This window comes from Pseudomonas sp. NPDC087342 (assembly GCF_044744265.1).
Taxonomy (GTDB): domain Bacteria; phylum Pseudomonadota; class Gammaproteobacteria; order Pseudomonadales; family Pseudomonadaceae; genus Aquipseudomonas; species Aquipseudomonas nunensis.
Genome location: NZ_JBIUXZ010000022.1, coordinates 77,907 through 91,251 on the forward strand (window position 1 = coordinate 77,907; position 13,345 = coordinate 91,251).

Consider the following 13,345-nt stretch of genomic DNA (forward strand, 5'->3'; position numbering starts at 1 on the left):
CAAGTGGCGCAAGCGGTGCCCGACCGGAACCGGTCGGGCGAGGGCGGATCAGTACTCCCAGAACATCCGTTGCAGCTCTTTGCTGTCGTTGGTCTTGGTCAGCGCGACCATGGCCAGGATGCGCGCCTTCTGTGGGTTCAGGTCATGTGCCACGACCCAGTCGTATTTGTCGTCAGGTTGTTCGGCGTTACGCAGCACGAAACCACCGGCGTTGACGTGGGACGAACGGATGATTTGCACGCCATCCTTGCGCAGGGCTTGCAAGGTTGGCACCACGCGGGAAGACACCGAACCGTTGCCGGTGCCGGCGTGGATGATCGCTTTGGCGCCCGATTGCGCCAGGGCTTTGTAGGCAGTGTCGCTGACGTTGCCGTAGGAATAGGCGATTTCTACGTCAGGCAGGCTCTTGATGGTTTTGATGTCGAATTCCGAGTCCATGGTATGGCGCTTGGCCGGCAGGCGGAACCAGTAGGATTTGCCTTCAACCACCATGCCCAGCGGGCCCCAGGCACTTTTGAAGGCCTCGGTCTTGATGTTGATCATTTTGCTGACATCGCGACCGGACTGGATTTCATCGTTCATGGTCACCAGCACACCTTTGCCGCGTGCCTCTTTGCTGCTGGCCACGGCCACGGCGTTGTACAGGTTCAGCATGCCGTCGGCGGACATCGCGGTACCCGGGCGCATGGAACCGACGACGATGATCGGCTTGTCGGTTTTTTCCACCAGGTTCAGGAAGTAGGCGGTTTCTTCCAGGGTGTCGGTGCCGTGGGTGATGACAATGCCATCGACGGCTTTGTCGTCGGCCAATTCCGCGACGCGGCGACCCAGCTGTAACAGGTTGTCGTTGGTGATGCTTTCGGACGCGATCTGCATGACTTGTTCGCCACGCACGTTAGCCAGTTGGCTGAGTTCCGGCACGCCAGCGATCAATTGTTCGATACCGACTTTGGCAGCCTGATAAGTAGCGCTGTTGGCCGCACTGGCGCCAGCGCCGGCGATGGTGCCGCCAGTGGCCAGGATCACCACGTTCGCCAGTTTCTGTTGGGTTTCAGCTTCTTTCGCCTGAAGGGCGGTGGGCAGGAGCAGCAGGAGGGCCAAAGCGCCCGGAATAAAGGTGTTGAATGCAGATTTCATTATTTTCTCTCTAGTAGTGACGGTGCTGATGCAGTTCATCTAGATACGCCCCCGGCAGATCTGAACGCCTGGGGTGCACAAGAAAGAGCAGGATCTGTACCAGCCATACTTTGAATGAGAGAAAACTTTAAGCTCATGATTTATATCAGTATTTATGTCGACCGTAATGAAGTTAAACAACCTTTTGTCCGGGTTTCCGAATACGTTGAGTATTTGCGTTCGGTTCTCCGAAAGGGCCTACGATCCTTGTTGATTAGTTACCTTGCCGAATTTCAAATCAGGGCTAAAGAAAACCCCGCACAGGTCGATGGTCTTCAAAGGAATCTTTTTTCAGGAGTTCACATGTCGTTATCAGTCGGTCTTCCGAACGCCGCAGGCGTGACCATTGGCGGCAAATCCGCTGCCACGATCCGCGCGCTGAACGATGCCACGCAGGCAGAGGCCGCCAAAGCGTTGGGCACTCAAGAAGACGACGGCAAAGTCGTCAAGACTGGCCCGGTGGGGCTGGATAAAAGCACGGATACCGAGGCTGCATCTGAAGGAAAGAGTAACCAGAGCGCCGCAGTGAAAATCCTGCTCAAGCGCATGCAAGAGCTGCAACAGCAACTGCGTGAGCAACAGCAACAACTGGCCGCAGCCCAAGCAGCGTCTTATCCGACGCCGGAAGCCAAGTCGACAGCGGTCATGGCGATTCAAGGGCAGATTGCCGAGACCAACGGCGCGCTGCTGGAAGTGTCCGGGGCATTGGTCAAGGAAATGGCCAAGGGTTCCAGCACCGGGTCGGTGGTCAATACCACGGCCTGAGGCTTATGCCTGGCTTTTGCCAGGCAGTGCACAAAATGGTCGATTCTGCTCGTTGACAAATCTCGGCAGGGTTCGCATAGTTCGGTCTACGCAAACGTTTGCGCGGCGTTCTCGATGGCTCGATCCATCGAAGGACACCCTGTAGCCTACGCCAGCGCAAGCGTTGCTCACAATAATCATAAGATCGGAGTGAACCCATGAAGCTGCCATTCGCTGGACGTCTTCTCGCTGTCGCTATGCTGGCTGCCGCATCCGCCGCGTTGCCCCTCTCTTCGGCGTTCGCCGATACTGAAAAACCTAAAGTAGCGCTGGTCATGAAATCCCTGGCCAACGAATTCTTCCTGACCATGGAAGACGGCGCCAAGGCCTATCAGAAAGACCATTCCGCCGATTTCGACCTGATCTCCAACGGCATCAAGGACGAAACGGACACCGCTGGCCAGACCCGCATCGTCGAGCAAATGATTTTGGCCAAGGTCAATGCACTGGTCATCGCGCCGGCTGACTCCAAAGCCATGGTGCCGGTGATCAAGAAAGCCGTCGATGCCGGTATCACCGTGATCAACATCGACAACCAACTTGATCCGGCCGTCGTCAAAAGCAAAAACATCACCGTACCGTTCGTAGGTCCGGACAACCGCAAAGGCGCGCGTCTGGTGGGTGAGTACCTGGCCAAGCAACTGAAGGCCGGTGACGAAGTCGGCATCATCGAAGGCGTGTCCACCACCACCAACGCCCAGCAGCGCACCGCGGGTTTCAAAGACGCGATGGAAGCGGCGCAGATCAAGGTGGTTTCCTTGCAGTCCGGTGATTGGGAAATCGACAAAGGCAACAAGGTTGCCGCGTCGATCCTCAGCGAATACCCGGACGTCAAAGCCCTGCTGGCCGGTAACGACAGCATGGCCGTCGGCGCTGTTTCCGCGGTCCGTGCCGCCGGCAAGGCAGGCAAGGTGCAAGTGGTCGGTTACGACAACATCAACGCCATCAAGCCGATGCTCAAGGATGGCCGTGTCCTGGCCACCGCTGACCAGTTTGCTGCCAAGCAAGCCGTGTTCGGGATCGAGACTGCGCTGAAAATCATCAAAGGCGAGAAAGTCGACAGCGGTACCAACGGCGTGATCGAAACTCCGGTAGAGCTGGTTACCAAGTAGTCCTTCTGGCGACACAACGGTGCTCGCCCGTCCGGGCGAGCGCATGGAGAGTTTTTATGTCAGTTTCCGCCCCGAACGCTGTCCTCTCGGTCAGCGGTATCGGTAAGACCTATGCCCAACCGGTTCTGACCGGCATCGACCTGACGCTGATGCGCGGTGAAGTGCTGGCGCTGACCGGTGAGAATGGCGCCGGCAAAAGCACCCTGTCGAAGATCATCGGCGGCCTGGTCACACCGACCACCGGCCAGATGCAATTCCAGGGTCAGGAATATCGCCCCGGCAGCCGTACCCAGGCTGAAGACCTGGGCATCCGCATGGTCATGCAAGAACTCAATCTGTTGCCGACCCTGTCGGTGGCGGAAAACCTGTTTCTCGATAACCTGCCGAGCAGCGGTGGCTGGATCAGCCGCAAGCAATTGCGCAAGGCAGCGATCGAAGCAATGGCCCAAGTCGGCCTCGACGCGATTGACCCGGACACCCTGGTCGGCGAACTGGGCATCGGTCACCAGCAAATGGTCGAGATCGCCCGCAACCTGATCGGCGACTGCCATGTGCTGATCCTCGACGAACCGACTGCGATGCTGACGGCGCGGGAAGTCGAGATGCTGTTCGAACAGATCACTCGTCTGCAAGCTCGTGGCGTGTCGATCATCTACATTTCCCACCGCCTCGAAGAACTGGCACGAGTGGCCCAGCGCATTGCGGTATTGCGCGACGGCAATCTGGTCTGCGTCGAGCCGATGGCCAATTACAACAGTGAGCAACTGGTCACCCTGATGGTGGGTCGCGAGTTGGGCGAACACATGGACATGGGGCCGCGCAACATCGGTGCGCCGGCCTTGACGGTCACGGGGCTGACCCGTTCAGACAAGGTCCGTGATGTGTCTTTCGAAGTGCGCGCCGGTGAGATCTTCGGCATTTCCGGGCTGATCGGGGCAGGGCGCACCGAGTTGCTGCGCCTGATCTTCGGCGCCGACACGCCAGACAGCGGCACGGTTGCGCTGGGCTCTCCGGCCAAAGTCGTGAGCATTCGTTCGCCGGCCGACGCGGTGGGTCACGGCATCGCCCTGATCACCGAGGACCGCAAGGGCGAAGGCCTGCTGCTGACCCAGTCGATCAGCGCCAACATTGCCTTGGGCAACATGCCGGTGATTTCCAGCGCGGGCGTCGTCAACAACGGTGACGAGATGGCCCTGGCCCAACGTCAGATCAGCGCGATGCGGATCCGCAGTTCCAGCCCGACGCAATTGGTCTCCGAGCTGTCCGGCGGCAACCAGCAGAAAGTCGTGATCGGCCGCTGGCTGGAACGCGATTGTTCGGTGATGTTGTTCGATGAGCCGACCCGTGGCATCGACGTCGGCGCCAAGTTCGATATCTATGCCTTGCTCGGCGAACTGACTCGCCAGGGTAAAGCGCTGGTGGTGGTGTCCAGTGACTTGCGTGAACTGATGCTGATCTGCGACCGGATCGGCGTGTTGTCGGCGGGGCGCCTGATCGACACGTTCGAGCGCGACAGCTGGACCCAGGATGATTTGCTTGCCGCCGCTTTCGCCGGCTACCAAAAACGTGATGCGCTGCTCAACGAAGCAGCGCCTAGGGATCTTCCATGAAAACTGCAACGTCTGCCGGTAAACGTAGTGGCAATTTTTACGGCCTCGGCACCTATCTGGGCCTGGCCGGTGCCTTGCTGGCGATGGTCGTGCTGTTCTCGATGCTGAGCAGCCATTTCCTGTCGTACGACACTTTCAGTACCCTGGCCAACCAGATCCCTGACTTGATGGTGTTGGCGGTCGGCATGACTTTCGTGCTGATCATCGGCGGCATCGACCTGTCGGTCGGTTCGGTGCTGGCGCTTGCGGCTTCGGCGGTCAGCGTAGCGATTCTCGGCTGGGGTTGGAGCGTTTTGCCGGCGGCCCTGTTCGGCATGGCCGTGGCGGCAATGGCCGGGACCATCACCGGTTCGATCACCGTGGCCTGGCGCATTCCGTCGTTCATCGTGTCCCTCGGCGTGCTGGAAATGGCCCGTGGCCTGGCGTACCAGATGACCGGCTCGCGTACGGCCTACATCGGTGACGCGTTCGCCTGGCTGTCCAACCCGATCGCCTTCGGCATTTCGCCGTCGTTCATCATTGCCTTCGTAATCATCATCGTCGCCCAGGCGGTGCTGACCCGTACGGTGTTCGGCCGCTACCTGATCGGCATCGGCACCAACGAAGAAGCGGTGCGTCTGGCGGGGATCAATCCAAAACCCTACAAGATTCTGGTATTCAGCCTGATGGGGCTGTTGGCCGGCATCGCTGCGCTGTTCCAGATTTCCCGTCTGGAAGCCGCAGACCCGAATGCCGGTTCCGGCCTGGAGCTGCAAGTGATTGCTGCCGTGGTGATCGGTGGCACCAGCCTGATGGGCGGGCGCGGTTCGGTGATCAGTACGTTCTTCGGTGTGTTGATCATCTCGGTATTGGCGGCCGGTCTGGCGCAGATCGGTGCGACCGAACCGACCAAGCGCATCATCACTGGTGCGGTTATTGTGGTGGCGGTGGTGCTTGATACTTATCGCAGTCAGCGCGCAAGCCGGCGGACCTGATTCATGGCAACGATCAAGGATGTGGCGGCACTCGCAGGAATTTCCTACACCACGGTGTCGCACGTGGTGAACAAGACGCGGCCGGTCAGTGAAGAAGTGCGGGTGAAAGTCGAAGCGGCGATCAAAAGCCTCGACTACGTACCCAGCGCCGTCGCGCGTTCGTTGAAAGCGAAAACCACCGCGACCATCGGTTTGCTGGTGCCTAACAGCCTCAACCCTTACTTCGCCGAACTGGCCAGGGGTATCGAGGATTACTGCGAGCGTAACGGCTATTGCGTGATCCTCTGTAACTCCGACGACAACCCGGACAAGCAGCGCAGCTATTTAAGGGTGCTGCTGGAAAAACGCATCGACGGCTTGATCGTGGCCTCGGCCGGTGGTGATGCCGTGCTCGCTGAAGGCTTGGCGGGCGTGCGCACGCCAATGGTGATTGTCGACCGTGGGCTGGATGGTGTGAATGCCGACCTGGTGCGCATCGATCACGAATACGGCGCCTACCTGGCGACCCGGCATCTGCTGGAGCTGGGGCATCGGGACATCGCCACCATCGGCGGGCCGGCAGACACCAGCGTGGCGCAAATGCGTCTGGCCGGTTACTGCCGGGCGTTGCGAGAGGCGGGCGTCGAAGTGCCGCGCGAGCGCATGCTGGAAAGCGACTTCACCAGCACCGGCGGTTACAGTGCCGCCGCGATCCTGCTGGAAAAGAACCCGCCCAGTGCGATTTTCGCCGGTAACGACATGATCGGCATCGGTGTGCTGCGAGCGGCTGCCGAGCGCAATATTCGCGTGCCCACCGAGTTGTCGGTGATCGGCTTCGACGACATTCAGATGAGTCGTTATGTCTACCCGGCGCTGACCACTGTCGGCCAGTCGATCCTGCAACTGGGAGAGATGGCCGCCGAAGTGCTGTTGCGCCGGATTGCCACGCCGGGCCTGGCCACCGATCAACGGATCGTGACCCCCAGCATTGTCTTGCGAGAGTCAACCGCGCCGCTGGCCGGTGTGTTCTCCGAATTCCGCTGAAAGCACAGCAGAAACCGAATTAATGAGTAGTGACGTATGCCAGCAAAAGTAGTGGTAATAGGCAGCCTGAACATGGACCTGGTGACCCGGGCGCCACGACTGCCTCGCGGCGGTGAAACGCTGATCGGCCAGTCGTTTGCCACGGTCTCCGGCGGCAAGGGTGCGAACCAGGCCGTGGCTGCCGCGCGTCTGGGGGCTGAGGTGTCGATGGTCGGCTGCGTCGGCACCGATGCCTATGGCCAGGAATTGCGCGGGGCGCTGTTGGCCGAACAGATCGATTGTCAGGCAGTGAGCATTGTCGACGGTGCCAGTGGCGTGGCATTGATCGTGGTCGATGACAACAGCCAGAACGCGATCGTGATTGTTGCCGGTGCCAACGGTGCGCTGACGCCTGAAGTGATCGACCGTTTCGACGCGGTGTTGCAGGCGGCGGACGTGATTATCTGTCAGCTGGAAGTGCCGGATGCCACGGTCGGTCATGCGCTCAAGCGCGGTCGTGAATTGGGCAAGACCGTGATCCTCAATCCCGCCCCGGCCAGCCGTCCGCTGCCGGCGGATTGGTACTCAGCCATCGACTACCTGATCCCCAACGAAAGCGAAGCGTCGGCCCTGAGCGGTTTGCCGGTCGACTCCCTGGAAACCGCCGAAACTGCCGCGACCCGATTGATCGCCATGGGCGCCGCGAAAGTCATCATTACCCTTGGCGCCCAAGGCTCGCTGTTTGCCAACGGCACCGGCTTCGAGCATTTCCCTGCGCCGACCGTGAAAGCGGTGGATACGACGGCGGCGGGTGACACCTTTGTCGGTGGTTTCGCCGCGGCATTGGCGTCCGGCAAAACCGAAGCCGAAGCGATCCGTTTCGGTCAGGTCGCCGCGGCGCTGTCGGTCACCCGTGCGGGTGCCCAGCCTTCGATTCCTACCTTGTCCGACGTACAGGCCTTTAAGACACCATGAAAAAGACACCTCTGCTCAACGTCGCGCTGTCGCGGCTGATCGCATCCCTGGGCCATGGCGACATGGTGGTGATTGGCGATGCCGGCCTGCCAGTGCCGCCGGGCGTCGAGTTGATCGACCTGGCCCTGACCCACGGTATTCCGGATTTCGTCAGTACCTTGAAAGTGCTGCTCAGTGAAATGCAGGTCGAAAGCCATGTGCTCGCCCAGGAGATCCTGGACAAGCAACCCACGGCCCTGACGACACTCGATGAGCTGAATGCCGAAGGCTCGCTGGGCCGCCGTGACCTGCTCAGCCATGAGCAATTCAAAGTCCTCAGCCGACAGGCGCGGGCGATTGTTCGTACAGGCGAATGTTCGCCGTACTGCAACATCGTGCTGGTGTCCGGGGTGACGTTCTAACTCGCTGTATCCCTTTTTGCTTTCCCACGCACAAGGAGTGCGCTATGCACCGCTATGCTCAGAAACTGCATCATCTGCTCCGGAGTCTGCTGCTTTTGTCTTTTATCACTGCAACAAGCGCCCAGGCGGCGGAAAAGATCGACTTGATCATCGACACCGACCCGGGTGCCGATGACGTGGTTGCCTTGCTGTTTGCGCTGGCTTCGCCGGAAGAACTGAACATTCGCGCGCTGACCACCGTGGCGGGCAACGTGCGTCTGGACAAGACTTCGCGTAATGCGCGGCTGGCTCGTGAGTGGGCAGGGCGCGAAGACGTGCCGGTCTACGCAGGCGCGCCGAAACCGCTGATGCGCACGCCGATCTATGCCGAGAACATCCATGGCAAGGAAGGCCTGTCGGGTGTCACCGTGCACGAGCCGAAGAAAGGCCTGGCCGAGGGCAATGCGGTCAATTACCTGATCGATACCTTGAAAGCCGCCAAGCCCCACAGCATCACCATCGCCATGCTCGGTCCGCAGACCAACCTGGCCCTGGCGCTGATCCAGGAACCTGAAATCGTTCAGGGCATCAAGGAAGTGGTGATCATGGGCGGTGCGCACTTCAATGGCGGCAACATCACGCCGGTGGCCGAGTTCAACCTGTTCGCCGACCCACAGGCGGCGGAAGTGGTACTCAAGAGCGGCGTGAAGCTGACTTACCTGCCGCTGGACGTGACCCACAAGATCCTCACCAGCGACGCGCGCCTGAAGCAGATCGCCGCGCTCAACAACAATGCCGGCAAGATCGTGGGCGATATTCTCAATGAATACGTCAAGGGCGATATGGAGCACTACGGCATTCCCGGCGGTCCGGTGCATGACGCCACTGTTATCGCTTACCTGCTGAAGCCGGAGCTGTTCACCGGTCGTTCGGTCAACGTGGCGATCGACAGCCGCGAAGGCATCACCTTTGGCCAGACTGTCGTCGATTGGTATGACGGCCTGAAAGCCCCGAAGAATGCGTTCTGGGTCGAGAATGGCGATGCTCAGGGTTTCTTCGACCTGCTGACCCAGCGTCTGGCTCGCCTGAAGTAAGCCGTATGCCCGCAGGTGCCAGCCTGCGGGTTTTTATTCCCTGCCTGAATCCACCACGCCGAGATAGTCAGCCGGGTATTTCTCGAATACCTGGGCGATAAATGATTGCGCGGCTTGCGTTCCCAACTCCTTGACCAACAGATCGATTCCAATGATTGCCAGCTCTTCCGGGCTGCCAGGGCTGTAAGAACTGTGGCCCTGTGCCCACTTGGCTTTGATGTCGGCGTCGATGCTTAGGGTGGTCATGATGGCGCTCGTGAAGTCGGAAAAGTCTGAGTACCGAGTTAACCATTTTGCGCGATGTTTGGCACTCCGACTTAGGCATGAGGGGAGGGCTATGCGACACTTGGTCTTTGATGGATTTTCAAGGACCGCGCTGTGCAGATCGATTTGAATACCCCTGACGGTTTGACCCTTGAAGCTGTGCGCCAACTGCTGGCCTCCGCCAGTGACGATGAGCACACCCAGTTGCGGGTCACCAAGGCCGGCATCGCTTACATTTCGTCGGGCGTCGTGGGCGGCACCGACATCAGTGGGCTGCTGTTTCGTCTTGAGACGTGGGCCAAGGGCTCGGGCTACGTGGGATTGGTCGCCGCCAGTGATGAGGTCTGGGTCATGCAGATCTTCAATGCGCTTAAAGAGAACTGGCCGACGCCGCCGTTCGACTACATCGACATCTATTGAGTGCTGTTCATATTCAGTCACGATTGAGTGCTGAACGGCACGGCGACGCTCAGGCAAACTCGCTGATTGTCCAGACAGAGGGGCAGGGCGATAGCGCTGCCTGTGAAACCAAAGGCCGGATTGGCGGTCGCACGAACTCAGCTTAACTATTGAAAGAAGGAGGCTTCATGCCTTGGAAGCTCGCGTCATTGGGTACTTTGTTGGCCGTTGCCATGCTGGCCGGTTGCAGTACTCCCTCCACCGAGTCGGCAGCAAAGGACCCTGTGGTGACCGACACCGGCCACAGCCGCTGTGATTCAGAAGCGGCGCAATTCACCATCGGCAAAAAGGCCTCGCCAGAACTGCTGGAACAGGCCCGCACTCGCGCAGGCGCGCAGAATGCCCGGATCCTCAAGCCCAGCGACATGGTGACTCTGGAGTACCGCTCCGATCGCCTGAACCTGAACACCGATGACAACCTGGTGATCACGCGCGTCAACTGCGGCTGATCGCTGGCAGCTTTTGTTTCGCGCATAAAAAACCCCGTCACATGGACGGGGTTTTTTTAGTGCGCCAGAAACTTACTCTGGGCGAACTTGTGCAGCTTGCATACCCTTTTGGCCTTTCTCAGCCACGAAGGAAACGGTTTGGCCTTCTTTCAGGCTTTTGAAACCGTCGCTTTCGATAGCTTTGAAGTGTACGAACAGGTCGTCACCGCCACCGTGAGGAGTGATGAAGCCGAAGCCTTTTTCATCGTTGAACCATTTAACGGTGCCGGTTTGGCGATTAGACATGGTGTATCTCCAAGAAACATATATTTTCAGTAGTACTGTGCTGCTCAGGCCAACTGGGCACACGGGACTATCATAGTCGAAATGTACGGTTTGGGAGCCCCCCGGAGGGGTTGTTTGCCAAACAGTCGTGCTTTCTTTGCTGCTTGATCGGGCTGAAAGCCCCGATTTAAAAGGCTTTCAGCCGAAAGTAAAGACGATAAAAAAAGCTGTAAAACCTGCATAAATTGTACAAAAAAGCGCTTTTCGAGGGCTTTTCACTGGCTGGATGAGCCTTGAAAGCGCTCGTCAGGGCTTATTTTTTTGCCTTGTTATCGGCTTTGCAGGAAGAAATCTGGGTCAGCGCCTTACGTTGCAAAGCTTCATCAGCTTTGTTGTCCATCAGGGCTTGAAGGTCCTTGGCCGGGTACGATTTGATCGCGTCGGCACCGCAAGCGCAGTGAGCATTGGCTGCCGCAGCGCCGATTTGCGGGGTGGCTGCCTGGGTGCACTGAGCCATGTATTTCTCGCGTTCACCCTTTGGCCATTCGGCATGGGCCGCCATTGGCAGCAGCAGGACGATGGGGGCTACTACAGCGAACAAACGATTCAGACGCATGCTGGGATGCTCCTTGTGGGTCAATGTCTTGTTATCTGAGGGGTAAAGCGGGGTTCAAGTTCATCACTCTGGCATAAAATCGCCTGATTTGCCCCAGCAGAAAACCTCTCTACCGCGACGACCGTTCATCTGTGCTAGCATGCCTCGCTCGGGCTTTTGCGGGCTTCGGTGATCATTGGTCCCGGTAGCGGCAGAGGCACGAATAACCCTGATTTGAATCCCAGTCACTCTGGTTCGGTTTTCCGGTTGGCCGCAAGGCTCCTGCCGCTGTAAGGCAGGCGTTCGTTATTGAATGGCCTGGATCGGATCTTGTACTGGCTCATCCCAACCCACGTGACCTTTGGTAGGGGTCACCACTAGGAGAGGAGGCGCCATGCCAACTATTACTCTTCCCGACGGCAGTCAACGTTCGTTCGATCACCCGGTTTCCGTAGCCGAGGTCGCCGCATCCATTGGTGCTGGCCTGGCCAAAGCCACCGTGGCCGGCAAGGTCAATGGCAAGCTGGTTGACGCCAGCGACATCATCGACAGCGATTCCACGCTGCAAATCATTACGCCAAAGGATGAAGAGGGGCTGGAGATCATTCGCCACTCTTGCGCCCACCTGGTTGGCCACGCGGTCAAGCAGTTGTACCCGACGGCCAAGATGGTCATCGGTCCGGTCATCGACGAAGGCTTCTATTACGACATCGCCTTCGAACGTCCTTTCACTCCGGACGACCTGGCCGCCATCGAACAGCGCATGCAGCAGCTGATCGAGAAAGATTACGACGTGATCAAGAAAGTCACTCCGCGCGCCGAAGTGATCGAAGTGTTCAAGGCCCGTGGCGAAGACTACAAATTGCGCCTGGTCGAGGACATGCCGAACGAGCAGGCCATGGGCCTGTACTATCACGAAGAATACGTCGACATGTGCCGCGGTCCGCACGTGCCGAACACACGCTTCCTGAAATCCTTCAAGTTGACCAAGTTGTCCGGCGCCTACTGGCGTGGCGATGCCAAGAACGAGCAATTGCAGCGCGTTTACGGTACTGCCTGGGCTGACAAGAAGCAGCTGGCGGCTTACATCCAGCGCATCGAAGAAGCTGAAAAGCGCGATCACCGCAAGATCGGCAAGCGCCTGGGCCTGTTCCATACTCAGGAAGAGTCGCCAGGCATGGTGTTCTGGCACCCGAACGGCTGGACCCTGTACCAAGTGCTCGAGCAATACATGCGCAAGGTTCAGCGCGACAATGGCTATCTGGAGATCAAGACTCCGCAAGTCGTTGACCGCAGCCTGTGGGAGAAATCCGGGCACTGGGCCAACTATGCCGACAACATGTTTACTACTCAGTCGGAAAACCGCGACTACGCCATCAAGCCGATGAACTGCCCTTGCCACGTGCAGGTGTTCAATCAAGGCCTGAAGAGCTACCGCGAGTTGCCGATGCGCCTGGCCGAATTCGGTGCTTGCCACCGTAACGAGCCATCGGGTGCTTTGCACGGCATCATGCGTGTACGTGCGTTCACTCAGGACGACGCCCACATCTTCTGCACTGAAGAGCAGATGCAGGCCGAATCTGCTGCGTTCATCAAGCTGACCATGGACGTTTATGCCGACTTCGGCTTTAAAGACGTCGAGATGAAGCTGTCCACTCGTCCGGAAAAACGCGTTGGTTCCGACGAATTGTGGGATCGCGCCGAAGCAGCCTTGGCTGCAGCCCTTGATAGTGCTGGCTTGCCGTACGATTTGCAGCCGGGTGAAGGTGCGTTCTACGGTCCTAAGATCGAATTCTCGCTGAAAGATTGCCTCGGTCGCGTCTGGCAGTGTGGTACCCTGCAGCTCGATTTTAATCTGCCTGTCCGTCTGGGAGCCGAATACGTCTCCGAAGACAACAGTCGCAAGCACCCGGTTATGTTGCACCGGGCGATCCTCGGTTCCTTCGAACGGTTTGTCGGAATCCTGATCGAGCACTACGAGGGTGCGTTCCCTGCGTGGCTGGCTCCGACCCAGGCAGTGATCATGAATATCACTGACAAGCAGGCTGATTTCGCCGCTGAGGTTGAAAAAACTCTCAACGAAAGCGGATTTCGTGCCAAGTCTGACTTGAGAAATGAAAAGATCGGCTTTAAAATCCGCGAGCATACTTTGCTCAAGGTTCCTTATCTCTTGGTTATCGGAGATCG

Annotated in this window: 15 protein-coding genes; 11 read left to right on the plus strand and 4 right to left on the minus strand. The window is 58.6% G+C overall.

Translation table 11 applies throughout. The features are described from left to right. Nucleotides 1–48: 48 nt before the first annotated feature. Entirely contained in the window at nt 49–1,137 is a 1,089-nt protein-coding gene (locus ACIOYV_RS27230; RefSeq protein ID WP_054053030.1) for an asparaginase, read from the minus strand. 342 nt (nt 1,138–1,479) lie between these two features. Here ACIOYV_RS27230 and ACIOYV_RS27235 point away from each other — a divergent pair, with 342 nt between their 5' ends. From ACIOYV_RS27235 to ACIOYV_RS27270, 8 genes are all read left to right on the plus strand, one after another. Next, nucleotides 1,480–1,941 (plus strand): hypothetical protein, encoded by a 462-nt coding sequence (locus ACIOYV_RS27235; RefSeq protein ID WP_401328684.1) that lies wholly within the window; start codon nt 1,480–1,482, stop codon nt 1,939–1,941. A gap of 197 nt (nt 1,942–2,138) precedes the next feature. Next, on the plus strand, nt 2,139–3,092 hold the full coding sequence (locus ACIOYV_RS27240; protein ID WP_265044522.1) for a sugar ABC transporter substrate-binding protein: 954 nt from the start codon (nt 2,139–2,141) through the stop codon (nt 3,090–3,092). 56 nt (nt 3,093–3,148) lie between these two features. Then, a complete protein-coding gene (locus ACIOYV_RS27245) occupies nt 3,149–4,702 on the plus strand; it encodes a sugar ABC transporter ATP-binding protein (protein WP_163909354.1) in 1,554 nt (517 codons plus the stop codon). Then, the gene (locus ACIOYV_RS27250) at nt 4,699–5,676 is read left to right on the plus strand and encodes an ABC transporter permease (protein ID WP_401328687.1); all 978 of its coding nucleotides are present in this window, start codon (nt 4,699–4,701) and stop codon (nt 5,674–5,676) included. Before ACIOYV_RS27245 ends, ACIOYV_RS27250 begins: the two co-directional genes overlap by 4 nt. Nucleotides 5,677–5,679: 3 nt before the next feature. Beyond that, nucleotides 5,680–6,699, plus strand: coding sequence for a LacI family DNA-binding transcriptional regulator (locus ACIOYV_RS27255; RefSeq protein WP_401328690.1), 1,020 nt, complete (start codon nt 5,680–5,682; stop codon nt 6,697–6,699). A gap of 36 nt (nt 6,700–6,735) precedes the next feature. Beyond that, nucleotides 6,736–7,653, plus strand: coding sequence for a ribokinase (gene rbsK, locus ACIOYV_RS27260; RefSeq protein ID WP_401328693.1), 918 nt, complete (start codon nt 6,736–6,738; stop codon nt 7,651–7,653). Further along, entirely contained in the window at nt 7,650–8,054 is a 405-nt protein-coding gene (gene rbsD / locus ACIOYV_RS27265) for a D-ribose pyranase (RefSeq protein ID WP_163909357.1), read from the plus strand. The genes rbsK and rbsD overlap by 4 nt, the downstream gene beginning before the upstream one ends. 44 nt (nt 8,055–8,098) lie before the next feature. Continuing rightward, the gene (locus ACIOYV_RS27270; RefSeq protein WP_401328695.1) at nt 8,099–9,127 is read left to right on the plus strand and encodes a nucleoside hydrolase; all 1,029 of its coding nucleotides are present in this window, start codon (nt 8,099–8,101) and stop codon (nt 9,125–9,127) included. Between the two features lie 33 nt (nt 9,128–9,160). Here ACIOYV_RS27270 and ACIOYV_RS27275 read toward each other — a convergent pair whose 3' ends face one another. After that, nucleotides 9,161–9,373 carry a hypothetical protein gene (locus ACIOYV_RS27275; RefSeq protein ID WP_054053047.1) on the minus strand — a complete coding sequence of 71 codons (213 nt, stop codon included), beginning with the start codon at nt 9,371–9,373 and terminating at the stop codon, nt 9,161–9,163. 132 nt (nt 9,374–9,505) lie between these two features. On the opposite strand from ACIOYV_RS27275, the gene ACIOYV_RS27280 reads away from it, so the two are divergent. Beyond that, nucleotides 9,506–9,811 (plus strand): hypothetical protein, encoded by a 306-nt coding sequence (locus ACIOYV_RS27280; protein WP_401328698.1) that lies wholly within the window; start codon nt 9,506–9,508, stop codon nt 9,809–9,811. Nucleotides 9,812–9,978: 167 nt separating this feature from the next. Next, nucleotides 9,979–10,299, plus strand: coding sequence for an I78 family peptidase inhibitor (locus ACIOYV_RS27285; protein ID WP_054615463.1), 321 nt, complete (start codon nt 9,979–9,981; stop codon nt 10,297–10,299). Between the two features lie 72 nt (nt 10,300–10,371). Here ACIOYV_RS27285 and ACIOYV_RS27290 read toward each other — a convergent pair whose 3' ends face one another. Beyond that, nucleotides 10,372–10,584: a cold-shock protein gene (locus tag ACIOYV_RS27290; protein WP_401328702.1), complete on the minus strand. Its 213-nt coding sequence runs from the start codon at nt 10,582–10,584 to the stop codon at nt 10,372–10,374. 292 nt (nt 10,585–10,876) lie between these two features. Further along, nucleotides 10,877–11,179 (minus strand): hypothetical protein, encoded by a 303-nt coding sequence (locus tag ACIOYV_RS27295; RefSeq protein ID WP_054053054.1) that lies wholly within the window; start codon nt 11,177–11,179, stop codon nt 10,877–10,879. 373 nt (nt 11,180–11,552) lie between these two features. On the opposite strand from ACIOYV_RS27295, the gene thrS reads away from it, so the two are divergent. Next, a partial coding sequence (thrS, locus tag ACIOYV_RS27300) for a threonine--tRNA ligase (protein WP_401328704.1) occupies nt 11,553–13,345 on the plus strand: 1,793 nt, incomplete at its 3' end.

Bases quoted from the DNA above. Each gene is read 5' to 3' on its own strand.
- ACIOYV_RS27230 (WP_054053030.1), bottom strand. From the start codon at position 1,137: ATGAAATCTGCATTCAACACCTTTATTCCGGGCGCTTTGGCCCTCCTG.
- ACIOYV_RS27235 (WP_401328684.1), top strand. From the start codon at position 1,480: ATGTCGTTATCAGTCGGTCTTCCGAACGCCGCAGGCGTGACCATTGGC.
- ACIOYV_RS27240 (WP_265044522.1), top strand. From the start codon at position 2,139: ATGAAGCTGCCATTCGCTGGACGTCTTCTCGCTGTCGCTATGCTGGCT.
- ACIOYV_RS27245 (WP_163909354.1), top strand. From the start codon at position 3,149: ATGTCAGTTTCCGCCCCGAACGCTGTCCTCTCGGTCAGCGGTATCGGT.
- ACIOYV_RS27250 (WP_401328687.1), top strand. From the start codon at position 4,699: ATGAAAACTGCAACGTCTGCCGGTAAACGTAGTGGCAATTTTTACGGC.
- ACIOYV_RS27255 (WP_401328690.1), top strand. From the start codon at position 5,680: ATGGCAACGATCAAGGATGTGGCGGCACTCGCAGGAATTTCCTACACC.
- rbsK (WP_401328693.1), top strand. From the start codon at position 6,736: ATGCCAGCAAAAGTAGTGGTAATAGGCAGCCTGAACATGGACCTGGTG.
- rbsD (WP_163909357.1), top strand. From the start codon at position 7,650: ATGAAAAAGACACCTCTGCTCAACGTCGCGCTGTCGCGGCTGATCGCA.
- ACIOYV_RS27270 (WP_401328695.1), top strand. From the start codon at position 8,099: ATGCACCGCTATGCTCAGAAACTGCATCATCTGCTCCGGAGTCTGCTG.
- ACIOYV_RS27275 (WP_054053047.1), bottom strand. From the start codon at position 9,373: ATGACCACCCTAAGCATCGACGCCGACATCAAAGCCAAGTGGGCACAG.
- ACIOYV_RS27285 (WP_054615463.1), top strand. From the start codon at position 9,979: ATGCCTTGGAAGCTCGCGTCATTGGGTACTTTGTTGGCCGTTGCCATG.
- ACIOYV_RS27290 (WP_401328702.1), bottom strand. From the start codon at position 10,584: ATGTCTAATCGCCAAACCGGCACCGTTAAATGGTTCAACGATGAAAAA.
- ACIOYV_RS27295 (WP_054053054.1), bottom strand. From the start codon at position 11,179: ATGCGTCTGAATCGTTTGTTCGCTGTAGTAGCCCCCATCGTCCTGCTG.